This is a genomic window from Xanthobacteraceae bacterium, assembly GCA_019454205.1.
In the GTDB taxonomy this organism is placed as follows: domain Bacteria; phylum Pseudomonadota; class Alphaproteobacteria; order Rhizobiales; family Xanthobacteraceae.
Window position 1 is genome coordinate 2,784,641 of the sequence record CP075369.1, and the last position, 23,446, is coordinate 2,808,086.

At 62.1% G+C, this 23,446-nt stretch carries 25 protein-coding genes; 7 read left to right on the plus strand and 18 right to left on the minus strand.

Features of this window, described 5'->3' with window-relative positions:
• Entirely contained in the window at positions 1-2,961 is a 2,961-nt protein-coding gene (locus KF794_14075; GenBank protein ID QYK44862.1) for a 2-oxoglutarate dehydrogenase E1 component, read from the minus strand.
• Positions 2,962-3,197: 236 nt separating this feature from the next.
• Between KF794_14075 and KF794_14080 the strand changes: the two genes are divergently transcribed.
• The gene (locus KF794_14080) at positions 3,198-3,485 is read left to right on the plus strand and encodes a hypothetical protein (GenBank protein QYK44863.1); all 288 of its coding nucleotides are present in this window, start codon (positions 3,198-3,200) and stop codon (positions 3,483-3,485) included.
• A gap of 10 nt (positions 3,486-3,495) precedes the next feature.
• Here the strand turns inward: KF794_14080 and sucD are convergent, their stop codons facing one another.
• The 5 genes from sucD to KF794_14105 all read right to left on the minus strand — a co-directional run bounded on the left by sucD (position 3,496) and on the right by KF794_14105 (position 8,271).
• Positions 3,496-4,380, minus strand: a complete 885-nt coding sequence (gene sucD / locus KF794_14085; GenBank protein QYK44864.1) for a succinate--CoA ligase subunit alpha — start codon at positions 4,378-4,380, stop codon at positions 3,496-3,498.
• Between the two features lies 1 nt (position 4,381).
• Positions 4,382-5,551: an ADP-forming succinate--CoA ligase subunit beta gene (sucC, locus tag KF794_14090; GenBank protein ID QYK44865.1), complete on the minus strand. Its 1,170-nt coding sequence runs from the start codon at positions 5,549-5,551 to the stop codon at positions 4,382-4,384.
• Between the two features lie 33 nt (positions 5,552-5,584).
• Positions 5,585-6,550 (minus strand): malate dehydrogenase, encoded by a 966-nt coding sequence (gene mdh, locus KF794_14095; protein ID QYK44866.1) that lies wholly within the window; start codon positions 6,548-6,550, stop codon positions 5,585-5,587.
• A gap of 222 nt (positions 6,551-6,772) precedes the next feature.
• On the minus strand, positions 6,773-7,093 hold the full coding sequence (locus KF794_14100; GenBank protein ID QYK44867.1) for a DUF1311 domain-containing protein: 321 nt from the start codon (positions 7,091-7,093) through the stop codon (positions 6,773-6,775).
• The gene (locus tag KF794_14105) at positions 7,090-8,271 is read right to left on the minus strand and encodes an AFG1 family ATPase (GenBank protein QYK44868.1); all 1,182 of its coding nucleotides are present in this window, start codon (positions 8,269-8,271) and stop codon (positions 7,090-7,092) included. The genes KF794_14100 and KF794_14105 overlap by 4 nt, the downstream gene beginning before the upstream one ends.
• Positions 8,272-8,651: 380 nt before the next feature.
• Between KF794_14105 and KF794_14110 the strand changes: the two genes are divergently transcribed.
• Positions 8,652-9,236, plus strand: coding sequence for a GNAT family N-acetyltransferase (locus KF794_14110; protein QYK44869.1), 585 nt, complete (start codon positions 8,652-8,654; stop codon positions 9,234-9,236).
• A 327-nt stretch (positions 9,237-9,563) separates the two neighbouring features.
• The gene (locus KF794_14115) at positions 9,564-9,944 is read left to right on the plus strand and encodes a hypothetical protein (protein ID QYK44870.1); all 381 of its coding nucleotides are present in this window, start codon (positions 9,564-9,566) and stop codon (positions 9,942-9,944) included.
• Between the two features lie 94 nt (positions 9,945-10,038).
• Here the strand turns inward: KF794_14115 and KF794_14120 are convergent, their stop codons facing one another.
• On the minus strand, positions 10,039-10,428 hold the full coding sequence (locus KF794_14120; GenBank protein QYK44871.1) for a VOC family protein: 390 nt from the start codon (positions 10,426-10,428) through the stop codon (positions 10,039-10,041).
• A gap of 57 nt (positions 10,429-10,485) precedes the next feature.
• Between KF794_14120 and KF794_14125 the strand changes: the two genes are divergently transcribed.
• Positions 10,486-10,788, plus strand: coding sequence for a hypothetical protein (locus KF794_14125; GenBank protein ID QYK44872.1), 303 nt, complete (start codon positions 10,486-10,488; stop codon positions 10,786-10,788).
• Here the strand turns inward: KF794_14125 and KF794_14130 are convergent, their stop codons facing one another.
• Genes KF794_14130 through sdhC form a run of 5 tightly spaced genes read right to left on the minus strand, consistent with a single transcriptional unit; the run spans position 10,789 to position 14,422 of the window.
• Positions 10,789-11,568: a succinate dehydrogenase iron-sulfur subunit gene (locus KF794_14130; GenBank protein ID QYK44873.1), complete on the minus strand. Its 780-nt coding sequence runs from the start codon at positions 11,566-11,568 to the stop codon at positions 10,789-10,791.
• A gap of 2 nt (positions 11,569-11,570) precedes the next feature.
• The gene (locus KF794_14135) at positions 11,571-11,804 is read right to left on the minus strand and encodes a hypothetical protein (GenBank protein QYK44874.1); all 234 of its coding nucleotides are present in this window, start codon (positions 11,802-11,804) and stop codon (positions 11,571-11,573) included.
• Complete coding sequence (locus KF794_14140; GenBank protein QYK44875.1) at positions 11,805-13,637, minus strand: succinate dehydrogenase flavoprotein subunit; 1,833 nt, start codon at positions 13,635-13,637, stop codon at positions 11,805-11,807.
• A 2-nt stretch (positions 13,638-13,639) separates the two neighbouring features.
• Positions 13,640-14,020 (minus strand): succinate dehydrogenase, hydrophobic membrane anchor protein, encoded by a 381-nt coding sequence (sdhD, locus tag KF794_14145; protein ID QYK44876.1) that lies wholly within the window; start codon positions 14,018-14,020, stop codon positions 13,640-13,642.
• A gap of 3 nt (positions 14,021-14,023) precedes the next feature.
• The gene (gene sdhC / locus KF794_14150; GenBank protein ID QYK44877.1) at positions 14,024-14,422 is read right to left on the minus strand and encodes a succinate dehydrogenase, cytochrome b556 subunit; all 399 of its coding nucleotides are present in this window, start codon (positions 14,420-14,422) and stop codon (positions 14,024-14,026) included.
• A 250-nt stretch (positions 14,423-14,672) separates the two neighbouring features.
• On the opposite strand from sdhC, the gene KF794_14155 reads away from it, so the two are divergent.
• Positions 14,673-15,563 carry a LysR family transcriptional regulator gene (locus KF794_14155; protein QYK44878.1) on the plus strand — a complete coding sequence of 297 codons (891 nt, stop codon included), beginning with the start codon at positions 14,673-14,675 and terminating at the stop codon, positions 15,561-15,563.
• On the opposite strand, the gene KF794_14160 is transcribed toward KF794_14155, so the two are convergent.
• Together KF794_14160 and KF794_14165 are read right to left on the minus strand one after the other, a co-directional pair.
• Positions 15,560-16,627 (minus strand): MaoC family dehydratase, encoded by a 1,068-nt coding sequence (locus KF794_14160; GenBank protein ID QYK44879.1) that lies wholly within the window; start codon positions 16,625-16,627, stop codon positions 15,560-15,562. The genes KF794_14155 and KF794_14160 overlap by 4 nt on opposite strands.
• A complete protein-coding gene (locus KF794_14165) occupies positions 16,624-17,517 on the minus strand; it encodes a CoA ester lyase (GenBank protein QYK44880.1) in 894 nt (297 codons plus the stop codon). Before KF794_14165 ends, KF794_14160 begins: the two co-directional genes overlap by 4 nt.
• Positions 17,518-17,632: 115 nt before the next feature.
• On the opposite strand from KF794_14165, the gene KF794_14170 reads away from it, so the two are divergent.
• Positions 17,633-18,307 (plus strand): carbonic anhydrase, encoded by a 675-nt coding sequence (locus tag KF794_14170; GenBank protein ID QYK44881.1) that lies wholly within the window; start codon positions 17,633-17,635, stop codon positions 18,305-18,307.
• Between the two features lie 55 nt (positions 18,308-18,362).
• On the opposite strand, the gene KF794_14175 is transcribed toward KF794_14170, so the two are convergent.
• Positions 18,363-19,397 (minus strand): aspartate-semialdehyde dehydrogenase, encoded by a 1,035-nt coding sequence (locus tag KF794_14175; GenBank protein ID QYK44882.1) that lies wholly within the window; start codon positions 19,395-19,397, stop codon positions 18,363-18,365.
• Positions 19,398-19,531: 134 nt separating this feature from the next.
• Between KF794_14175 and KF794_14180 the strand changes: the two genes are divergently transcribed.
• Positions 19,532-20,386 carry a hypothetical protein gene (locus KF794_14180; protein QYK44883.1) on the plus strand — a complete coding sequence of 285 codons (855 nt, stop codon included), beginning with the start codon at positions 19,532-19,534 and terminating at the stop codon, positions 20,384-20,386.
• Here KF794_14180 and KF794_14185 read toward each other — a convergent pair whose 3' ends face one another.
• From KF794_14185 to KF794_14195, 3 genes are all read right to left on the minus strand, one after another.
• Positions 20,387-20,788, minus strand: a complete 402-nt coding sequence (locus tag KF794_14185) for a hypothetical protein (GenBank protein ID QYK44884.1) — start codon at positions 20,786-20,788, stop codon at positions 20,387-20,389.
• A 4-nt stretch (positions 20,789-20,792) separates the two neighbouring features.
• A complete protein-coding gene (locus KF794_14190) occupies positions 20,793-22,163 on the minus strand; it encodes a sulfite oxidase (GenBank protein ID QYK44885.1) in 1,371 nt (456 codons plus the stop codon).
• Between the two features lie 141 nt (positions 22,164-22,304).
• Entirely contained in the window at positions 22,305-23,387 is a 1,083-nt protein-coding gene (locus KF794_14195) for a sulfite oxidase (GenBank protein ID QYK46719.1), read from the minus strand.
• Between the last annotated feature and the right edge of the window lie 59 nt (positions 23,388-23,446).

Here is a 23,446-nt window from a genome sequence, read left to right on the forward strand (position 1 = left end):
TTAGCCCAGCGCTTCTTCCATGAATTGTTGCAACTGCTTCAGGTGCATCGACATTAGGCCGGTGGCCGTCGAGGCCGATGCCGCGCGGCCGACATAGCGCGCCCGCTTGTTTTTGGCACCCACGTTTTCTAGCAGCCATTCGACGTAAGGCTGAACGAACGCCCAGGCACCCTGATTCTTCGGTTCCTCCTGACACCAAATCACTTCCGCGTTCTTGAAGCGCGAAAGCTCGGTGGTCAGCGCCTTCAACGGGAACGGGTAAAGCTGCTCCACGCGCAGGATGTAGATGTCGTTCAGGCCGCGTTTCTCGCGCTCCTCGTAAAGGTCGTAATAGACCTTGCCGGAGCACAGGATCACACGGCGCATCTTGTCGTCGGCGACCAGCTTGATCGGCTGATTCTTCAGGTACTGGGCGTCATCCCACAGCACGCGGTGGAACGAGGTTTCCGGACCGAGTTCGTCGAGGCGCGAAACCGCCCGCTTGTGACGAAGCAACGACTTCGGCGTCATCAGGATCAACGGTTTACGGATGTCGCGCCTCAGCTGACGGCGCAGGATGTGGAAGTAGTTCGCGGGCGTGGTGCAGTTTGCGACCTGCATATTGTCTTCGGCGCAAAGCTGGAGATAGCGCTCCAGACGCGCCGAGGAATGTTCCGGTCCCTGCCCTTCGTAACCGTGTGGCAGCAGGCAGACGAGGCCCGACATGCGCAACCACTTGCGTTCGCCGGAGCAGATGAACTGATCGAACACGACCTGCGCGCCGTTCGCAAAATCGCCGAACTGCGCTTCCCAGAGCGTCAGCGCATTCGGCTCGGCGAGCGAGTAACCGTATTCGAAACCGAGCACCGCCTCTTCGGAGAGCATCGAGTTGATGACCTCGTAGCGGCCCTGTTTTTTGCGGATGTGGTTGAACGGCGTGTAGCGGTCTTCGTTTACCTGATCGGTCAGCACCGAATGACGCTGCGAAAAGGTGCCGCGCTCAACGTCCTGACCGGATAGCCGCACGCGATGACCGTCGAGCAGCAGAGTGCTGAACGCAAGCGCCTCGCCAGTAGCCCAGTCGATGCCTTGACCCGTCTCGATCGCTTTCTTGCGATTTTCGAGGAAGCGCAGGATCGTCTTGTGCGCGTTGAAGCCTTCCGGAACGGAAGTGATCTGCTTGCCGATTTCTTTCAGCACGTCGAGCGAAACGCCGGTATCGCCGCGGCGCGGATCGTCGATTTCCTTCGCGGCCTTCATGCCGGCCCAGCGGCCGTCCAGCCAGTCGGCCTTGTTCGCCTTGTAGCTCTGGCCCGCCTCGAATTCAGTTTCCAGCTTCGCGCGCCACTCGGCTTTCATCGCGTCGACTTCGCCAGAAGCAACAACGCCCTCCTCTTCCAGCTTCTTGCCGTAGAGATCGAGCGTGGACGCATGTGCGCGGATCTTCTGGTACATCAGCGGCTGCGTGAACGCCGGCTCGTCGCCTTCGTTGTGACCGAAGCGGCGGTAGCAGAACATGTCGATCACGACCGGCTTGTGGAATTTCATCCGGAATTCGGTCGCGACCTTCGCGCAGAACACCACCGCTTCCGGGTCGTCGCCGTTCACGTGGAAGATCGGCGCCTCGATCATTTTCGCAACGTCCGACGGATACGGCGACGAGCGCGAGAAGCGCGGGTTCGTCGTGAAGCCGATCTGGTTGTTGATGATGAAGTGGATCGAGCCGCCAGTGCGGTGACCTTTCAGGCCGGAGAGGCCGAAACATTCCGCGACCACGCCCTGCCCCGCGAAGGCGGCGTCGCCGTGGATCAGCAGCGGCATCGCGGAAATGCGGTCTTCCGGCTTGTCGCCGAACAGGTCCTGCTTCGCGCGCGTCTTGCCGAGCACCACCGGGTCGACGATTTCGAGATGCGACGGGTTCGCGGTGAGCGACAGATGAACCTGATTGCCGTCGAACTCACGGTCCGAAGAAGCACCAAGGTGATACTTCACGTCGCCGGAGCCTTCGACTTCGGTCGGCGTCGAGGAACCGCCCTTGAACTCGTGGAAGATCGCACGGTGCGGCTTCGCCATCACTTGGCTGAGCACGTTGAGACGCCCGCGATGCGCCATGCCGAGCACGATCTCCTTGCAGCCAAGCGCGCCGCTGCGCTTGATGATCTGCTCCATCGCCGGGATCATCGCCTCGCCGCCGTCAAGGCCGAAGCGCTTGGTGCCGGTGTATTTCACGTCGATGAACTTCTCGAAGCCTTCTGCCTCGATAAGCTTGTTCAGGATCGCGCGCTTGCCCTCGCGCGTGAAGGTGATTTCCTTGTCCGGACCTTCGATGCGCTCTTGCAGCCATGCCTTCTCTTCCGGATCGGACATGTGCATGAATTCGATGCCGATGGTCTGGCAGTAGGTGCGCCGCAGAATGGCGACCATCTCGCGCACGCTCGCGAATTCCAGACCGAGCACATGGTCGATGAAAATCTTGCGGTCGAGATCGGCTTCCGTGAAGCCGTAGGACGCCGGGTCGAGTTCGGGATGCGGGACTTCCGGCTCCATGCCGAGCGGATCGAGCTTCGCTTCGAGATGGCCGCGCATGCGGAACGCGCGAATCATCATCAGCGCTTTCACGGAATCGCGCGTCGCCTGCTGCACGTCCGAATCGGAAAGCTCGACGCCTTTCGCCTGCGCCTTGCCCTTGATCTTGTTGCCGACCGCGATTTCGGTCGCAGCCCAGTTGCCATCCAGCGCGGCGACGAGTTCGCCGTTCGCGATTAGCGGCCAGCCCGGCTGTTTCCACGACGGACCCTTCGCGCTTTTTTCAATCGCGGTTTTGTCGTCGCCCTTGATCTGTTCGAAGAACGCGCGCCACTCGGCATCGACCGACGCCGGATTGTTTTCGTATCGCGCGTAGAGATCTTCGATGTAGGCGGCGTTGCCGCCGTAAAGGAAGGAGGAGTTCAGAAAGCCTTGGTTGCTTGCTTCGCGTGCCATGTTCATCCCGGACGAAAGCGTCCGCCGTTTGCGCGCATGCCCGACGGGGCCGCGCCGCTTTTTCTATGCCTACATAAGACTTCGAAAATATGAGGAAACGAGGTCTTAGCTGGACCCCGCGCCGCGCAGGGCTCTTTTAATGGGGCCACGCCCGCTTCTCAATATATTGAGACTATTCCGTAACTGATCATTTAAGCGGCAACCCTAGCCTTGGGCGGCAAACAGGGAGCCTTGGCATGTGGCTGAAAGTATTAGCCGCCCTCGCGGTGATAATTGCCGGCGCGGTCTGGTGGCATTTCGACCGGGCGGACCGGCAAGTGACGGCATGCAACGAAATGGTGAGCAGGTTCGAGCAGGCCTATAACAGCCACCGCCCGGCCTCGGAGGTCGGCCCCTCGGACCTGCGGACGGTCGTGGCGCGTGGCCGTACTTTCTGTGCGGAGCGCAATTTCGACACCGCAGCCCGTCTCATCCGCACTTCGACGATGATTTGCAGGCTGAACAACGGCTGCAAAACCACCTGAGCCGGACGGTTTAGCCCTTCAGGACTTCCACCAGGGTCTTGGCGAGCCGCGCCGGCGACTGCGAGACCTTGATCCCGGCCGACTCCATCGCCTGAATCTTGGATTCCGCGTCGCCCTTACCGCCGGAGATGATCGCGCCGGCATGGCCCATGCGGCGGCCTGGAGGTGCGGTGCGGCCCGCGATAAATCCGGCCATCGGCTTCTTACGGCCGCGCTTGGCTTCGTCTTTAAGGAATTGCGCGGCATCCTCTTCGGCCGAGCCGCCGATTTCGCCGATCATGATGATCGCTTCGGTCTTCGGGTCGCCGAGGAATTTTTCCAGCACGTCGATGAATTCAGTGCCCTTCACCGGGTCGCCACCGATGCCGACGCAGGTGGTCTGGCCGAGGCCTTCCGCGGTGGTCTGGAATACCGCTTCATAGGTCAGCGTGCCGGAGCGCGACACGATGCCGACCTTGCCCGGTTTGTGGATGTGGCCGGGCATGATGCCGATCTTGCATTCGCCCGGCGTGATCACGCCGGGGCAGTTCGGGCCGAGCAGTCGCGACTTCGAACCGGACAGCGAGCGCTTCACCCGCACCATGTCGAGCACCGGAACGCCCTCGGTGATGGTAACAATCAGCGGGATTTCCGCGTCGATCGCTTCGCAGATCGCATCGGCGCAGCCTGCCGGCGGCACGTAAATGACAGTGGCGTCCGCGCCGGTCGCCTCGCGCGCTTCGCGCACGGTGTTGAACACCGGGAGGTTGAGATGCGTGCTGCCGCCTTTGCCGGGCGCAACACCGCCGACCATCTTCGTTCCGTAAGCGATGGCCTGTTCGGTGTGGAACGAGCCGGTCTTGCCGGTCATGCCCTGCGTCAGGACTTTCGTGTTCTTGTCGACGAGGATCGCCATCTCACTTGCCTCCCTTCAACGCCTTCACAATTTTCTGTGCGGCATCGTCGAGATCGTCGGCGGAGACGACGTTCAGTCCCGACTCGTTGATGATTTTCTTGCCTAGTTCGACGTTGGTGCCCTCGAGACGAACGACCAGCGGCACCTTCAACCCGACTTCCTTCACGGCGGTCACGACACCCTGCGCGATGACATCGCACTTCATGATGCCGCCGAAGATATTTACGAGAATGCCCTTCACGTTCGGATCGGCGGTGATGATCTTGAACGCTGCCGTGACCTTCTCTGTGGTTGCGCCGCCGCCGACGTCGAGGAAGTTCGCTGGCGCTTCGCCGTAGAGCTTGATGATGTCCATCGTCGCCATCGCGAGGCCGGCGCCGTTCACCATGCAGCCGATGGTGCCGTCGAGCGCGATGTAGGAAAGATCGTACTTCGAGGCCTCGATCTCCTTCGGATCTTCTTCCGTGAGATCGCGCAGCTCCATGATTTCCGGATGGCGGTAGAGCGCGTTCGAGTCGAACCCGACCTTGGCGTCGAGACAGATCAGCTTGTTGTCTTTCGTGACCACCAGCGGATTGATCTCCAGGAGGCTCATGTCTTTCGCGGTGAAGGCTGCATAGAGCTTCGCCGCCATGCTTTCGGCCTGCTTCGCGAGATCGCCTTCGAGTTTCAGCGCGTTGGCAACGCGGCGGCCATGATGCGGCATGATGCCGGTCGCGGGATCGACCGAGAAGGTCACGATCTTTTCCGGCGTATCGTGCGCGACTTCCTCGATGTTCATGCCGCCTTCGGTGGAGACCACGAAGGCAACGCGCGAGGTTTCACGGTCGACCAGCATCGAAAGGTAGAACTCTTTCGCGATTGCCGAGCCTTCCTCGATGTAGAGGCGGTTGACCTCTTTACCGGCCGGGCCTGTCTGATGCGTGACCAGCGTGGAGCCGAGCAGGCGCTTTGCCTCCTTCTCGACGTCCTCGACCGATTTCACGACCTTGACGCCGCCGGCCTTGCCGCGGCCACCTGCGTGGATCTGCGCCTTCACGACCCAGACCGGACCGCCGAGTTTTTTCGCGGCTGCGACCGCTTCCTCGACCGAAAGCGCAGGCAGCCCGTAGGCGACGGGGACGCCGAACTCGCGAAGAACGGCCTTGCCTTGATACTCATGAATGTTCATCGCGAATTCCCCGTCCCCGTTTGATCTTTTGTTTTACTTCGCCAGATCCGGCGCGATCTTGATGCAGGCGTCGATCAGGCCCTTCACCGCGTCTACCGACTTGTCGAACATCGCGCGTTCGGTCTTATCCATTTCGATCTCGACGACGCGCTCGACGCCCTTCGAGCCGATCACGACCGGCACGCCGACATAGATGTTCTTCAGGCCGTATTCGCCGTTGAGGTGCGCGGCGACCGGGAGCACGCGCTTCTTGTCGCGCAGGTAGCTTTCCGCCATCGCGATGGCGGAAGTTGCGGGCGCATAGAACGCCGAGCCGGTTTTCAGCAGGTTCACGATTTCCGCGCCGCCGTCGCGCGTACGCTGGATGATCTTGTCGAGACGCTCCTGCGTGGTCCAGCCCATCTTCACGAGATCGGGCAGCGGAATGCCGGCGACGGTCGAGTAGCGCGCCAGCGGCACCATGGTGTCGCCGTGGCCGCCGAGCACGAACGCGGTTACGTCCTCGACCGACACATTAAACTCGTCTGCGAGGAAGTAGCGGAAGCGCGCCGAGTCGAGCACGCCCGCCATGCCGACCACCATGTTCTTCGGCAGGCCGGAGGATTTCTGGAGCGCCCACACCATCGCATCGAGCGGGTTGGTGATGCAGATGACGAAAGCCTTCGGCGCGTATTTGCGGATGCCCGCGCCGACCTGTTCCATCACCTTGAGATTGATGCCGATGAGATCGTCGCGGCTCATGCCCGGCTTGCGCGGCACGCCTGCGGTGACGATCACCACGTCCGCGCCTTCGATGGCTTCATAGGAGTTCGCGCCGGAGTATTTGGCGTCGAAGCCGTCAACCGGCGACGATTCCGCGATGTCGAGCGCCTTGCCCTGCGGGATGCCCTCCGCGATGTCGAACAGGACGACGTCGCCGAGTTCCTTGAGGCCTACGAGGTGGGCGAGCGTGCCGCCGATCTGGCCGGAGCCGATCAATGCGATTTTGTTGCGAGCCATGGTGGGAAAACTCTTCGCTAGCGTTGGAAAGACTGCGCTGGCTTATCCATTTGACGGGGGCACTGCAACACAACCTGATGCTATGTCTTCAGCCTAATATACATAATACCAGCAACTAACGAGACCTTCGTCTAGGCAGAAAGCGTATGCGCTCCGCAGCAAAAGTCGCTGCGGTGCGTGTTCTTACCGGACAATCGAAGACTTCGATTATGGAGCGAGAGGCTACCGGCCGAGGAGCTGGTCGATGCGGCGGCGATAGTGATTTTCGACGCAACCGTAGTTGCGGCCGCATTCCCGGCGGCTCTGGAGCCACGAGGACTGCTCGAACTCCAGCTCCCGGCGATCCTGACGGTCGCGGGTTGCGCTGCGCACCTGCGCATAGACCGTGGCCAGCCGCTCATCGAGGCGCGACAGCCGCTCGTCCTGACAGATGAGTACCTCGTCGGCGGTACGGGCGTAGTTGCAGTTGAAGCTCTGCGCTTTCGCATCCATCGTGAGCACGAAGGCAGCGGTCATAGCGAGGGCAAAAGAAATAAATTTCAAGATTCCCCCTTTTCCCCCGCAGGCGCTTCGGAAGCCTTCCTAGTCCTGCCACCGCCGCCATGCGGTAGCGCCAGATATTCATCCGACCCCATCTCGATCAAGCGCGAGATCGTCCGCTTGAACTCGGTCGCCTCGATGGTGCCCTCGCCTTCGTAGATTGCCTCCGGCTCCGCGGCGGCAGAGGCGATCAGCTTCACTGCATTATCGTAGAGCGCGTCGATCACCAGAATAAAGCGCTTGGCCTCGTTGCGCTGCGCCGGCGACATCACCGGAATGTCCTCGATCACGACGGTATGGAAATGATGCGCGATCTGCACGAAGTCGGCGGCGCCGTAGGGCTTGTGGCAGAGATCGGCAAAATCGAACCGGGCCGCGCCGTTGCCCGCGAACGGAATCTCGATCTTGCGTCCGCGATAAGCCAGCTCGGTGCCGTTACGCCCCTCCTTCCCCGCAAGCCTTCGCCAGATTTCGTCGATCTGCTGCTGCGCCTCGCGGTCGGCCGGCACATGCCAGGGGCGCGTGCCGGAAAGTTTTTCCAGCCGGTAATCGGTGCGCGCGGCCAGTTGCAGCGTTTCACATTTCTGCTCGAGCAGCTTCACAAACGGAAGGAACAACGGCCGGTTGAGGCCCTCTTTATATAAGTCTTGCGGCGGCACGTTCGAGGTCGCGACCATGACCAGTCCGCGTTCGAACAGCCGCTCGAACAGCCGCGACAGGATCATGGCATCCGCGATGTCGTTGACGTGGAATTCGTCGAAGCAAAGCAGCGTCGCCTCGCTCGCGACCTCCTCGGCCACCGGCGCGATCGGATCGCCGTCCTTCAACTCCCCGGCTTTCATTTCCTGCCGCACCGCATGGATGCGGTCGTGGATGTCGGCCATGAACTCGTGGAAATGGACGCGCCGTTTTTTCATCGGCGGCAACGTCTCGTAGAACAAGTCCATCAGCATGGTCTTGCCGCGCCCGACATCGCCCCAGAGATACACCCCCTGCGGCGGCGTGGAGGATGCGCCGCGCGCCATCAGCCATCCCAGCGTCGAGGACTTCAGAATCGGACGATAGACGGCGAGCGCATCCTGCAAGCGTTGCAGGCGCGCGCTCGCCGTGCGTTGCGCGGGGTCGCGCTCCAGCCCTCCCGCGGACACCAGCGCCGCATAGCGTTCGGCAATTCCGGACATCCGCGCGCGCGGCCTTTCGTGGTTTGCGTCGGTTCGGGGAGGAAGAACGAAAGAGTGAAATACGCAGCGGCATGTGGACGGGCAAGCGGGCCGCCTTCGCAGATGCAGCACAGGTCTGAGCCGTCCGCATTAATCGTCCGTTAACCATAAGTGCCGATTTCCGGAAGCGCGGATGAGGCCAAGAACCTCATTAAAATCAACGGCCTAAAGCGCACACCGTCCTGCGGCGATGCGCCCGGCGGCCGGCCACGTTTCGGCCTCCGCGCCGTCACGCCAGCGCAACATCTGCCATCGACGGTTGAAATTTGCTGCAGTGCACATATCTATCGTGCGAGCGGCAGGCAGGCCCGATTCGGGCCGGTTAGCCGGAGGATGAAACGATGGCGACGCAGACACAGAAGCCGACGGTGAAAGGCACATTCCGCAAGCTATGGGCTGCGGATACGGCAGCGCTTCGTGCGCACCTGCTCCGGCTCGATCCGGAGAGCCGGCGCATGCGTTTCGGCACGCCGGTCAGCGACTTCTTCATCCAGCACTACGCCGACAACGCGCTCGGCAACCACTCGGTTGCGCACGGTTACTTCGTGGACGGCATTTTGCGCGGTGTCGCCGAGCTGCGCGGCTTCCGCGGCGTCGGCGGCGGCGAAGCGGAAGCAGCGTTCTCGGTCGAGAAGGACTTTCAGAACGGCGGGATCGGTACCGAACTGTTTGGGCGCACCGTTCTGGCCGCGCGAAACCGCGGAATTGGCAAGCTTTACGTCAATTTCCTCTCGCAGAACGCGCGGATGCAGGCGATTGCGAAGAAATTCGACGCGATCCTGACCTACGACTCCGATGGCGGCCACGGCCATATCGAAACGCCGCGTGCAAATGCGCTTTCCATGCTGAAAGAGGCGGTCGCGGATGGTCAGGGCGTGGCCGACGCGATGTTCGATATGCAATCGCGGGCGTTTCGTTCGGCGTAACGCGCCGGAACGAGCGACGATTCGCAACAACGTCGCCGCAAACCGCCAAAAATCCCGCTTCCAAACCCGTAACGGGACGTTGCGCACAAGTGATTCGCGAATCACTTGTGCGCGTTTTGCCAAAAAATGACTCCGCGAAGCGTTTTGGACGTACCAATTCGCGTGCCTGTGAATAATTTTTTCGCGCAGGGTTAAGCGATTGCGCGCGCGTGTTCGTACAACATGCGAAGGCTTGCGCGCAGAATCGCGCGCCAAAAATCGCATGACGCTAACTTGATGAAATAAAACAAATTTTTGACTCTCTACACGCCGCGCAGTGAGTTTCGATTGTCAATCGAAAACTCGAATACTGCATCGCAATCAACACGCAACAAGTCGTGGCGGCAACAGCAAACACCCACGATATCTGCCATGCCTATTGGCAAACGGAGAATCCTTGCGCGATATGTCGCTGCCGGTTGTTTGTTCGGACTCGAAATGCCCAGGAGCGACTCAACCAGTCCCATGATGGGCATCTTCGGAATCGGACCGAAGGAAACTTCACAGCCGGCGCGCAAGCGGGCGACGAAAAAGAAATCCGGAACCCGAAAGCGCAAACCCAATCTCGCCAAGAGGCAAACCATGGCAAAACGGGCTAAGAAGCGTAAAGCGAAAGCAAAAGCGAAGAAGAAGACGAAGAAGCGCCGGAAGAAGAAGAAGGCGATGTAAACTTCTCTCGCTAGCGAGAAGAGTTTCGATGACCGCGCACCGCAAGGTGCGCGGTCATTACTTTTTAGCGCTCCCTAATCCGGATTACGGACGCTCAAGGCGCCTTGTGGCAGACCGCCTCGATGTTATGCCCGTCCGGATCGAGCACGAACGCGCCGTAATAGTTCGGATGGTAATGCGGCCGTAGCCCCGGAGCGCCGTTATCGCGCCCGCCCGCGGCAAGCGCGGCCTTGTAGAATGCATCGACCTTGTCCCGGCTGTCGGTTGCGATCGCAACGTGCAGCACGCCGTTCAGCCCGCCCTCACCGCCGATCCAGAAATCCGGTTTGGTGCCCCTGCCGAAGCCGCAGGCCGGTGCCCCGCTCTCGGTCTGCTCCGGCGTCGCCTCCATGATGATCGCATAGCCGAGCGGCGCCAGCGCCTTTTCGTAGAACGCCTTGGCGCGCGCGTAGTCCGAAACCGGAAACCCGATGTGATCGATCATGACCTGCCTCTTTCCGGCGTACGGCTCGCCTTTGCGAGTCCTTAACCCCGGATCGCCATGCTGGTTGCGATGCAGGCTTTCCGCAAGTTCGCAGTCGGCTCCGCGCTCATGTTCGCGGGCGTCTTCCTGTTCTGGCTCCTGATGATGGCGATGGCGGCCGCGCTGTTCGCGCTGCTGTTCGCTTTCAGCGCGCTGGGCAGCATCGGCACGCTGCCGCGCTATTTGCTACTTGGAACATTCCTCGCCGTCGCCGCCGCACTGATCTACGGCGTCATCCACTACGCGCTGCTCTACGGCACACGGATCTGGATGCGATTCAACGCCAACGCCGCGCAGGCGAACCTGCCGCCCGCCGAATAATCAGAGCTGGCGGACCACCATCGCCTTCTTGATCTCGGCAATGGCCTTGGCGGGGTTCAGTCCCTTCGGACAGGTATTCGCGCAGTTCATGATGGTGTGGCAGCGATAGAGCCGAAACGGGTCCTCGAGATTGTCGAGGCGTTCGCCGGTGGCTTCGTCGCGGCTGTCCACGATCCAGCGATAGGCCTGCAACAGGATGGCCGGGCCGAGAAAGCGGTCCGAGTTCCACCAGTAGCTCGGGCACGAAGCCGAGCAGCACGCGCACAGGATGCATTCGTACAGCCCGTCCAGCTTCACGCGGTCTTCGTGGCTCTGCTTCCACTCGGCGGAAGGCTCCGGCGTCGTGGTTTGCAGCCACGGCTCGATGGAAGCGTGCTGCGCGTAGAAGCCGGTGAGATCGGGCACCAGATCCTTCACCACCGCCATGTGCGGCAGCGGGTAAATCTTCACCGTGCCCTTGATCTCGTCCATGCCGCGCGTACAGGCGAGGGTGTTGGTGCCGTCGATGTTCATCGAGCACGACCCGCAGATGCCTTCGCGGCAGGAGCGGCGGAAGGTCAGCGTCGGGTCGACGTTGTTTTTGATCCAGATGAGCGCGTCCAGCACCATCGGGCCGCAGTCGTCGCGGTCCACATAATAGGTGTCGATGCGCGGATTGGCGTCCTGATCGGGGTCGTAGCGATAGACGCGCAGTTCCTCAACGCGGGCGGCGCCTTCCGGCTTCGGCCAGACCTTGCCTTCGGTGACGCGGGAATTCTTGGGGAGTGTGAGTTCGACCATGACTATTTCTCGTACTTCTCGAATTCAAAACCCGCCTCGCGCAGCGCGATCAGGGCATCGTTGATGGTCTGGAAGGCGCCGGTGGGCAGGTTCGCGGGCGCGCCGGGCACTGGCTCGATGGTGAAATCCGCCTGGTTGCGGTTCAGCATCGCCAGCTTCTTCGCGTTTCCCGCCTTCCACGCGGCGTCTTCATAGACGGCGAAATCGTTCCCATCCGAAACGAGCGCGAGTTTCATTTAGTAAACCCGCGCCTTCGGCTCGATGTACTGGATCTCGTTCGTCAGCGTGTAGGTGTGCACCGGGCGGTAATCGATCTTCACCTTCTTGGTGTCGAAATCGACCCAGCTCAGCGTGTGCTTCATCCATTCCTTGTCGTCGCGGTTCGGGAAGTCCTCGCGCGCATGCGCGCCGCGCGACTCGGTACGGTTCAGCGCCGAGTCCATCGTCACCACCGCCTGCGAAATGAGATTGTCGAACTCGAGCGTCTCGATCAGGTCCGTGTTCCAGACCAGCGAACGGTCGGTGACCTTCACGTCGCCCGCGCCGCCGAACACTTTGTGGATAAGGCCGTGGCCTTCGCTCAGGATGTCCTTGGTGCGGAACACCGCGCAGTTGCTCTGCATCACCTTCTGCATCGAGAGCCGCAGTTCAGCGGTAGGCGTGCCACCCTTGGCGTGACGCAGGCCGTCGAAGCGCGCGAGCGCCTTCTCGGTCGCTTCGGCGGAAAGCATCATGTGCTTGTCGTTCGGGGTCAGCTTCTCGGCACAGCGGTCGGCCGCCGCGCGGCCGAACACAACGAGGTCGATCAGCGAGTTCGAGCCGAGGCGGTTCGCGCCGTGCACCGAAACGCAGGCCGCTTCGCCGATCGCCATCAGGCCTTCGACGATGGTGTCGGGATTGCCGTCCTTCTTGGTGACGACTTCGCCGTGTGGGTTCGTGGGGATGCCGCCCATGTTGTAGTGCACGGTCGGGATCACCGGGATCGGCTCTTTCGTGACGTCGACGCCCGCGAAGATGCGCGCGGATTCCGAAATGCCCGGCAGCCGCTCATGCAGCACTTCCGGATCGAGGTGGTCGAGGTGCAGGTAGATGTGGTCCTTGTTCTTGCCGACACCGCGCCCTTCGCGGATTTCGATGGTCATCGAGCGCGAAACGACGTCGCGCGAGGCGAGGTCCTTCGCGGACGGCGCGTAGCGCTCCATGAAGCGCTCGCCTTCGGAGTTGACGAGATAGCCGCCTTCGCCGCGCGAACCTTCGGTGATGAGACAACCAGCACCATAGATGCCGGTCGGGTGGAACTGCACGAACTCCATGTCCTGTAGCGGCAGGCCCGCGCGCAACACCATCGCATTGCCGTCGCCGGTGCAGGTATGCGCCGACGTGCAGGAGAAGTAGGCGCGGCCATAGCCGCCGGTCGCGAGAATGGTCTCGTGCGAGCGGAAGCGGTGCATGGTGCCGTCGTCCATCTTGAGCGCGAGCACGCCGCAGCAGCGGCCGTCCGCGTCCATCAGGAGATCGAGCACGAAATATTCGATGAAGAACTCCGCGCGGTGCTTCAGCGCCGCGCCGTAGAGCGTGTGCAGGATGGCATGGCCGGTACGGTCGGCGGCGGCGCAGGTGCGCTGCGCGGTGCCCTTGCCGTAGTGGGTCGTCATGCCGCCGAACGGGCGCTGGTAGATCTTGCCGGCTTCCGTGCGCGAGAACGGCACGCCCCAGTGCTCCAGCTCGTACACTGCCTGCGGCGCATTACGGCAGAGATATTCGATTGCGTCCTGGTCGCCGAGCCAGTCCGACCCCTTCACGGTGTCGTACATGTGCCAGCGCCAGTCGTCCTCGCCCATGTTGCCGAGCGCGGCCGAGATGCCGCCCTGCGCCGCAACCGTATGCGAGCGCGTCGGGAATACTTTGGTGAGGCACGCGGTCTTCAGGCCCGCTTCCGCGCAACCGACCACCGCGCGCAGACCCGCGCCCCCGGCGCCGACGACCACGACGTCATAGAGATGCTCGGTGACGGGATAGGCCTTGCCGGAGGTTGCCGGTGCGGTGTGGCTGCTGCCGTTGCTGGCCATGTTCAGGTTCCGAAGCCGAAGGAGATTTTGAGAATGGCGAACGCGCAGGCGAGCGCGACGCCCCAGGTGAAGAACGTGTTCGCGAGCAGCAGGAGAACTTTCCGCCCCGGCGAATGGACGTAGTCTTCAATGACGATCTGCATGCCGAGGCGCATATGAATCGCCACCGAGATGATGGCGGCAAGCAGCAGCACCGCGATCAGCGGCCGCGACAGCGTCGCGATCACGCCGGCATGGCCGCGGCCGACCAGCGAAATGGTCACGCCGATCAGCACGATCAGCAGGATTGCGTTCGCGGCGGCGGTGACGCGCTGGAGCCAGAAATGTTCGGTGCCGTGATGGGCGGCGCCAAGGCCGCGGACGCGGCTGAGCGGAGTGCGCATGGTTCAGTTCTTCAGCATGAGGGCGACCGCCCAGATCAGGATGTTGAGGGCAGTCGAGCCGAGTAGCGTCGCCTGCGCGAGAAAATGACGCTCGGCCGCGCCGAAACCGCGGACCGTGTCCCAGATGAAATGGCGCAGGCCTCCGAGCAGGTGGTGCACCAGCGCCCAAGTGAAGCCGAACAGGATCAACCGACCGAACCAGCTTCCGAAGAAATCGTTGGCGTTGTCGAAATGCTTGGGCGAAAGCGCCGCCGCCACCAGCCACCAGGCGAGCAACAGCATGCCGAAATAAAGCGCGATGCCGCTCAGGCGGTGCGCCATGGACATCGCCATGGTCCAGGTCAGGCGATAGATCGTAAGGTGGGGAGAAAGCGGGCGCGGGCGCAGCGGCGCATCAGCCATGTCGATTTTTCCGTTCGTACCGAGAACCGGCGGCGGAAGACTTGTGCCGTTTCCGCTCACGCCGCAATCCGGAGAAAGGGCCATCCACCGTTTAGAATGGCTCTCACTTCGTCATTTGCGAAACTTATCTGCCAAAACTTGGACTACAATCGCTATTTGGCGTAGCATTCCTTCGTGAAATACGAAGGATTGGCATACCAGCCGGATTCCGCCTGCCGCTCCGTGCGAATCCGCAGCATGGCAGGCATTCATGCGCTTTGATCTCTCCGACCTCAGCCTGTTCCGGCATGTCATGGAGGCAGGATCGATTACCCATGGCGCGGAGCGCGCGAACCTCGCCCTCGCCGCAGCTTCCACGCGCATCCGCAACATGGAGGAGGCGCTTGGCACGCCTCTCCTGCTCCGCAGCCGGCAAGGCGTGGCGCCGACGCAGGCTGGGCGCACCCTGCTCCAGCACGCGCGTCTCATGCTCCAGCAGGCGGATCGCCTGCGAGAAGACCTCGGCGCTTTCGTCGGAGGACAAGCGGGGCAGATCAAGATGCTCTCCAACACCAATGCGCTGACCGAGTTTCTTCCCGAAGCGCTGTCCTCGTTCCTCACTGCGCATCCAAATGTCAGCGTCGACATCGAGGAGCGGCTCTCCGACGAAATCGTGAGCCTGATCGCGGAAGGGGTCGCCGATCTCGGCATCGTTGCCGGCACGGTCGATTCCGGCGAACTCGAAACCTATCCGTTCCGGCGCGACCGCTTCGTGCTGGTCGTCGCCCACGATCATCCGCTTGCGGTGCGCGCACAGGTGTCGCTCGCGCAGGTGCTGGAACACGATTTCGTCGGGCTGGACCGCGCGTCGGCGTTGCAGCGCTTCCTCGCCGACAAGGCGGCGCGCATCGGCCGCCCACTGCGGCTGCGGATTCAGCTCCGCTCATTCGATGCGGTCTGCCGTATGGTGGAGAAGAACGTCGGTATCGGCGTCGTGCCGGAGACGACGGCGAAGCGCGCCGCACTCGCGATGGCAGTGACGCCGGTTTCACTTACCGATGCCTGGGCCGAACGCGACCTCACCATCTGCGTGCGCAGCTTCGAGGCGCTGCCGGCCTACTCGCGCGATCTGGTCGAGCACCTGCGCCGCACGGAAGCCTAGCGCGGAATCAGCACCCAGTAGTCGAGATCGAGGATCACGCCCGGCTCGTATTCGTCGCCGTTCTTGTACGGATAATCCCTACAGGGCCGGTCCTTGGTCGCTACCATACGCAAACGTAGCGCGCCGACATCGCTCCGGTGCGGCAACTCCTGCGCGTCGAGCACTTCCGACCACGCAAACACCGTATCGCCCGCGAACAGCGGCGCGACATGCCGCCCGCCGTTGATGGCCGCGACATGGAACGCGTTGGCGAGGCCGTTGAACGAAAGCGCCCGTGCCAGCGAAATGACATGACCGCCGTAGATCAGCCGCTTCCCGAAGCGATCCGACTTCTGCGCGAACTGGTTGAAGTGGACTTTCGCCGTGTTCTGGTAGAGCCGCGTCGCGATCTGGTGCTCGGCTTCCTCGACCGTCATGCCGTCCACATGGTCGATCTTCTCGCCCGGCGTGTAGTCCTCGAAACGGTGTTCGCTCCCCGCAAGGCGGAAATTATATTCGCGTAAATGCAGCGCGGGCACACTTGCGCCCAGTCCTTCGGCAGGGATCGCGGAGGGAAGCTGCGGCACCAGCGGCTCAGGTGCCGCGCCATGCTCGTTGCGCTTGCGCACCATCACCCAGCGCGCGTAGTCGAGCACTTCCTTGCCATGCTGGTTGAAGCCGGTCGAACGCACATAGACCACGCCGGAGGTGCGGTTCGCATTCTCGCGCAAGCCGATCACCTCGGAAACGGCGTGCAGCGTATCGCCCGGATAGACCGGCGCGAGGAAACGGCACGCGGCATAGCCGAGGTTCGCGACTGCGTTCAGCGAGATATCCGGCACCGTCTTGCCGAACACGATGTGAAACACAAGCAGATCATCGACCGGCGCACGCGGATAGCCGATTGCCTTCGCGAAGCTCTCCGCCGACTGCACGGCGAAGCGCGTGCCGTAAAGCGCCGAATAGAGCGATACGTCGCCTTCCGTGATCGTTCGTGGCGTCGCGTGGTGGATGACCTGCCCAAGCGAAAAATCCTCGAAGAAATTGCCGGAAGAAGTTTTCATCTTCGTCACAACCGGATTCATTGCGCCGCTTCCCGTTCCCTGATCGCATCCGCCACCGCGACCGTACGCTTCGCGATTTCCGCATGAAGGATTTCGTACATGCGGCCGTCGATCTGCAAAACGCCCTTGCCCGCATTCTCCGGCTGTTCGAAAGCGCTCACCACTTTTCGCGCGGCCGCGACTTCTTCCTCGCCCGGCGAGAACACCTCGTTGCAAGGCGCGATATGCGAGGGGTGGATAATGGTCTTGCCATCGAAGCCGAAATCGCGCGCCTGCGCGGCTTCTTCCTTCAATCCGTCGATATTGGCGATGTCGTTATAGACGCCGTCGATCACGTCGATTCCGTAAGCGCGCGCGGCAGCGACCGTATTCGCGAGGAACGGGATCAATCCCGCGCGCCCGCGCGTGATCCTCGCCCGCGTTTCCTTCGCGTAGTCGTTGGTGCCGAGAATGAAAACCGAGAGCCGAGTCTTGTCGTCTTTCGCGGTCGCTGCGATCTGTTCGAGACGAAAGGCCGATAGTGCCGTTTCGATCATGACCCAGATGCGGATTTTCCCGTCCGCGTTCGTTTGCGCCAGCGCCCGCGCGATATCGTTCATTTCGTCGGCAGACGAGACTTTCGGCACCAGAATGGCATCCGGATTCGCCATCGCCGCCGCCTTGAAATCATCCATGCCCCATGGCGTCGAGAACGCATTGACGCGGATTGCGACTTCCCGGTTGCCGTAGCCGCCGGCCTTCACGGCTGCCGTAACTTGTTCGCGCGCGATGGTTTTGGCGTCGGGCGCGACTGCGTCTTCCAGATCGAGGATCAATGCATCTGCGGCAAGTGAGCGCGCCTTCTCCAGCGCACGCGCATTGGAGCCGGGCATGTAGAGCACGCTTCTGCGCGGACGAATGGAAGACGGCATGAGAACCCCTCGTTTGCAGGCCATGTCCTAGCCTCCACGCAACCTGCATGCCAAGCCCTTGACGGGAGCGCGAAGGTGGCTTCTTTCGTAGGGACCGCCAAAGAGGAACGGAAACGTGGATTTTCCCGAACGGCTCACGGCAGGCTATCGCAACTTTCTCACCAACCGTCTGCCCGACGAGCAGAGTCGGTTCAGGGAACTCGCGACCCGCGGCCAGAAGCCCGAAGTCATGGTGATTGGCTGTTGCGACAGCCGCGTGTCGCCGGAAGTCATCTTCGACGCCGCACCGGGTGAATTGTTCGTCGCGCGCAATGTCGCGAATCTGGTGCCGCCGTATTCGCCGGACGGCGCGACCCGCGCCGTCTCCGCCTCCCTCGAATTCGCGGTGCAGGCGCTGCGCGTGAAGCACATCGTGGTGCTCGGCCATGCACAGTGCGGCGGTATCGCCGCGCACGCGAACCATATCGAACCGCTCTCGCCGGGCGATTTCATCGGCAACTGGATGAAGATAATCGAGCCCGCGGTGCAAAGCATGCCGCGGCGCGCGCACAACGAGAGCGAGCGCGAATATCTTACGCGCCTCGAAAAGGCATCCGTGCTGCTGACCGTCAAGAACCTGATGACGTTCCCTTGCGTGAACATCCTGGTCGGGCGCGGCAAGCTGAAGCTGCACGGCGCGTACTTCGGCGTCGCGGACGGCGACCTGCTGGTCTACGACGAACAGAAGAAAGATTTCGTGCCGGTCGCGAAGGCCGAGCACGCGGCGGCGATCGCCGAGCCGAGATTCTGAAAATAAAAATGGCCGGGGAGACCCGGCCATTTTCTTATTCGATTGTCCTTGAAGCTTACGCCGCCTTCTTCTTCGGCTGCACGAGCTTGCGGTTGACCAGCACTTCCGCGATCTGGATCGCGTTCAGCGCCGCGCCCTTGCGCAGATTGTCGGACACGCACCAGAAGTTCAGGCCGTTCTTCACCGTGTGATCTTCGCGGATGCGCGAGATGTAGGTCGCATCCTCGCCGGTCGCCTCGAACGGCGTGACGTAACCGCCGTTCTCGCGCTTATCCACCACCAGCAGACCCGGTGCTTCGCGAAGAATGTCGCGCGCCTTGTCCGCCGAGAGCGGCTGCTCAAACTCGACGTTCACCGCTTCCGAATGGCCTACGAACACCGGCACGCGCACGCAGGTCGCGGTCAGTGCGATGTCCGGATCGAGGATCTTTTTCGTCTCGGCGTCCATCTTCCACTCTTCTTTCGTGTAACCGTCCTCGCGGAACACGTCGATGTGCGGAATGACATTGAAGGCGATGCGCTTGGTGAACTTCTCCGGCTCGACCGAGTCGTTCACGTAGATCGCCTTGGTCTGGTTGAAGAGTTCGTCCATCGCGTCCTTGCCGGCACCCGACACCGATTGATAGGTCGAGACCACGACGCGCTTGATCTTCGCGGCATCGTGCAGCGGCTTCAGCGCCACCACGAGCTGTGCGGTCGAGCAGTTCGGGTTCGCGATGATGTTCTTCTTCGTATAGCCGGTGACAGCATCCGCGTTCACTTCCGGAACGATCAGCGGCACCTCGTCGTCGTAGCGCCAGCACGACGAGTTATCGATCACCACGCAGCCCTGCGCGCCGATCTTGGGCGACCATTCCTTCGACACGGAAGAACCCGCCGACATCAGGCAGAAGTCGGTGTCCGAGAAATCGTAGTTCTCGAGCGCCTTGCATTTAAGGATCCGGTCACCATACGAAACCTCGACCCCGATCGAGCGGCGCGAAGCCAGCGCCACGACCTCGTCCGCGGGGAAGCCGCGGTCCGCAAGGATGTTCAGCATTTCGCGGCCGACGTTACCCGTCGCGCCGACTACGGCGACCTTGTAACCCATTGTTCACTCTGGCCGCGAAAAGCCGCGGCTTTGCTCCTGCATTTAACCGGAATGCGGCGGGTTCTACGCGAGAAGGTTGCACGCGCCAAGCCTTGAATGAACGGGGCTGGCGGGCCTTTCAGGGGGGCCGCAAAGTGAACGATCGCCACGTACCGCTTTCCGTTTTTCGCCGTCCGCCGGAGGCTGTCGCGGTTCCGCTCCTGCTGGAGCAGGAAGCCCGCGCCGTCACCGCATCGCGTGTCCTCGCCGCCATGGCGATGGCCGCATTGGTTGCTTTTTTCGTGGTCGGCCTCGGTGGGCCGCAGCAGGCGAAATCCTCCGTCGAGCAGGCGCCGCCGCAGCGCTCGGCATGGATCGAGGCCGCGCGCCAGAACGGCGCTTTCGCCATCGCCTCCAGCGCCCTGCAGGGGCTGGAACACACCTACCTCACACGCCGCCATGCCACCGGCGGCGGCCGCGAGGACATCCTCACCTACGGCGCGGCTTCCGATACCAATGGCGCGTTCGTTCGCGTCTCGCTCTATCGTCCCGGTACGGAAGGCGCGGTGCTGAGCGACCCGGTGGAATCGGTCGCCTCGCTGGCAGCGCTCTCCTCGATTCAAGCGGACATCACCGGCCCTGCCGGAATCCTCATCACCAAGTTCGGCGATCTGCAAACCGTGCAGATGACCCTTGCGACCGGAAATGGTCCGCGCAACTGCCTCGCCATCGCCGGCAAGTTCGACGAAGCCGCGATCGGCATCACCGCCTGGTACTGCAATCCCGGCACCGAGCTGGTTGCGCCGGGTCAACTGGCCTGCATGCTCGACCGTCTCGCCATGCTGTCTTCGGGCGGCGACGAACGGCTGATCGATTTCTTCGCTGTTGCCGAGCGTAACCGCAGCTTCTGCGACGTGAAAAATCCGCTGCTCGGCGTCGCGCCGAAAGCACCGGACTGGATCGATACCAAGGACGGCCCGCGCCTGCGCGGCAAATTCACCGCGCGCTGATTACTGATTCAGGAATGGATTCTGGAAGCCCCGGTTGCCGGGCGCTTTCGGCGGAAACGTCTTCTCCAGATAATCGAGAATCGTTTTGCGGTCTTTCGCATCGAGTTTTGGTGCGCCGTGACGCTCGATCATGATGTCGATGGTTTCGCTCCAGCGTTCCCGCGTGAAACCTTGCGCCGCGACGATCTTGAATCCGTGGCACGCCGTGCAGCCATAGAATGCATCGTCGCGCCCCGGATTGTCCGGATAATCTTCCGGATCCTCCGGCTTCGGTTCGAATGCGGGCGGCTGTTGTTGCGCGTGTGATGCGGTCGACAACACGCCGAACGCAAACACGGCCAGCAGCACGGCGAGAAAGTTGCGGGCGGCATTCGCCGCCCGCGTTGTTGTGTACCTTTTCATTCGCTCAGCCAATCAGCACCGCGATCCGGTGGAAGGGATTGGAGCCGTAACCTTGCGGGTTCCATCCCGCCGCCACATGCGGCTGCGCCTTGCCGTTGGAGTCGGTCGCCTTGCTCCAGATCTCGTAATAGCCGTCGCTCGGCACTTTCACGGTTCCCGTCCAGCGCTGCCAGTCGAACTTGTTCTTCGGGTTGGCGAGCGTCGCTTTGGTCCAGGTCTGGCCGAAATCGGCCGAGACTTCGACCTGCTTCACCGTGAGATCGCCCGCCCACGACGCGCCGCGCAGCTTGATCTCGCGCGTACCGGCGGCAAGCTTGGTGCCGTTCGCGGGAGACGTGATGATCGAACGCACCGGCATCGATTCGAGAATGCGGAAATTCTTCGGGTCCGCCTTGCTCCCCGGCACCATCGGATTGATCGCGAGACGGTAGTTGGTGCCGACCATGCCCTGCCCGTCGTGTTCCTTGTCGCGGATCGTGATCTTGTTCAGCCACTTGTGCGACACCGAACCCGCCCAGCCCGGCGTGATCAACCGCAGCGGCGCGCCGTGTACAGCCTCCAGCGGCTTGCCGTTCATCGCCCAGACGAGAAGCGTCTGCGGCTCCATAGCTTTCGCGATGCGCACGCCGCGCGAAAGCGTATGACGCGCGGGATCGCCCGAAAGATGCGCGTCCGCCCCGTAATTCGCGGTGTAGATGCCGGAGGGCTTCACACCCGCGGTTTTCAGCACTTCGGCAAGGGAAACGCCGGTCCATTCCGCGCAGCCGACGCCACCGTTGGTCCACTGGTTGCCGCTTGCAGGCGGCGAGAAGAACGAACGGCCGTTGCCGCCGCACTCCAACACCATGCGCAGCGTTTGCGGTTTGTATTTCTTCTTCAGTTCGCCGACCGTGATTTCGAGCGGCTTGTTCACTTCGCCGTCGATGGTGAGCTTCCATGCGTCCGGATCGCCGGTGTTCTGCGGCGGATTACCGTTGTTACGGATGAAGAATTTCGAGGTCGGCGTGGTGTCGTCGTCGAGCAACGCTTCCGGCGTTTCCGCCACCAGCGGCCGCTCGCCGAGCACCACGAGCTTGCCGTCCTTGCCGGGGAAATTGAGCAGCTGCGGCCCTTTCTTTTCCGGTGTTGCGGGCGGCGGTGTCGTGGTTTGCGCGTTCGGATTCGGTTGCTGCGCGAATGCGGCTGGCACAAAACCGGCAGGCATGTTTTTCGAGAACGGAATGGCGGCACCCACCATTGCGCCGACAGCGGCGACACCAGCGCCGCCAAGAAATCCGCGCCGCGAAGCGCCGGTTTTGCGTCCATGGAGCAACGCATCGGCGCGCTCGGGATCATCACGATACAGTTCTTCGAACGAGCGCTCGCGCGTCGTCATGGCATTCCTCCCTGGTCACCGCTTACGGCGGGACGTTCGGCGTTCATTTTTGTGGGGGAGCGCTTACGGCAACTCCATCCGGGAGGAAGCGTAGAGAATCGCGCTGTGCGCTCAACATGCAGCGCACAAACGAGCGCGCACTTATTGAACAACTATTTTGATTTTATGAATCGGATTTGCGCCATAGCCGTGTGGATTCCAACCATGTGCTATATCGGGTTGTACATTGTCGGTGCTATCTGTCGCGCGCGACCAGATTTCATGCGGGCCGCGCGCCGCGAATGAAACCGTCGCGCTGAAGCGAGTCCAGTCATACGGATTCTTCAGCGGCGAAAGCTCCGCACGTTGCCAGCTTGCACCTTTGTCGCCCGAGATTTCGACGATACGAACGGTCTGATCGCCTGCCCACGCCGCCCCGCGCACGCGTAACGGCGTGTTGCACACCGCATGCGAACCGTTCGCCGGCGAAGTGATGATCGAGCGCAACGGCATCGCCTCCAGATCGACGAATGTCGTCGGATCGAATTTGTCGCCGTGCATCATCGGAACCGGCGGCACGCGATAGTGCCAGGGGTCCATCAGCGTTCCGTCATGCCGGTCCTTGCGGATCAGAATTCTTGTCAGCCATTTATGGGAGACGGAACCGACCCAGCCCGGCACGATAAGCCGCAATGGAAAGCCATGCACCGGAAGCAGCGGTTTTCCGTTCATTGCGAAGACGAGCAGCGTATTCTCGTCCATCGCTTTCGCAATCGGAATACCGCGTGAGATCGGCGGCGTAACGTGACCCGGAAACGCTGGGTCGGCACCAAAATGTCCGGTGAAACGCGCAGTCTCTTTCAGACCCGCCGCCAGTAACACATCGCGCAGCCGCACGCCGGTCCATTCCGCGCAGCCTGCGCCGCCGTGATGCCACTGCACGCCTTCGGCTTGCGGCGAGAAGAACGCGCGGCCGTTGCCGCCACATTCCAGCACCATGCGCTGCGTCACCTGCGCGAACTTCGCCTTGATGTCGCCGAGTGTAAGCGCGAGCGCGGCGTTCACTTCGCCGCCGATGGACAGCGTCCAGCGCTCCGGATCGCCAGCGGCAACCAGAACCTCGCCGTTGTTGCGGATGAAAAACTTCGATGCCGGCGTGGTGTCGTCGTCGAGCGCCTCGGGCCGGGTTTCAGCGACCAGCGGTTGCTCGCCGATGACGAAGACGTTGTCGCCCTTCTCCGCCAATTCGGGATGCGATTTTGCGGCGGAGGCGGATGCGGCGGGTTTGCTGGCGCTCAAAACGG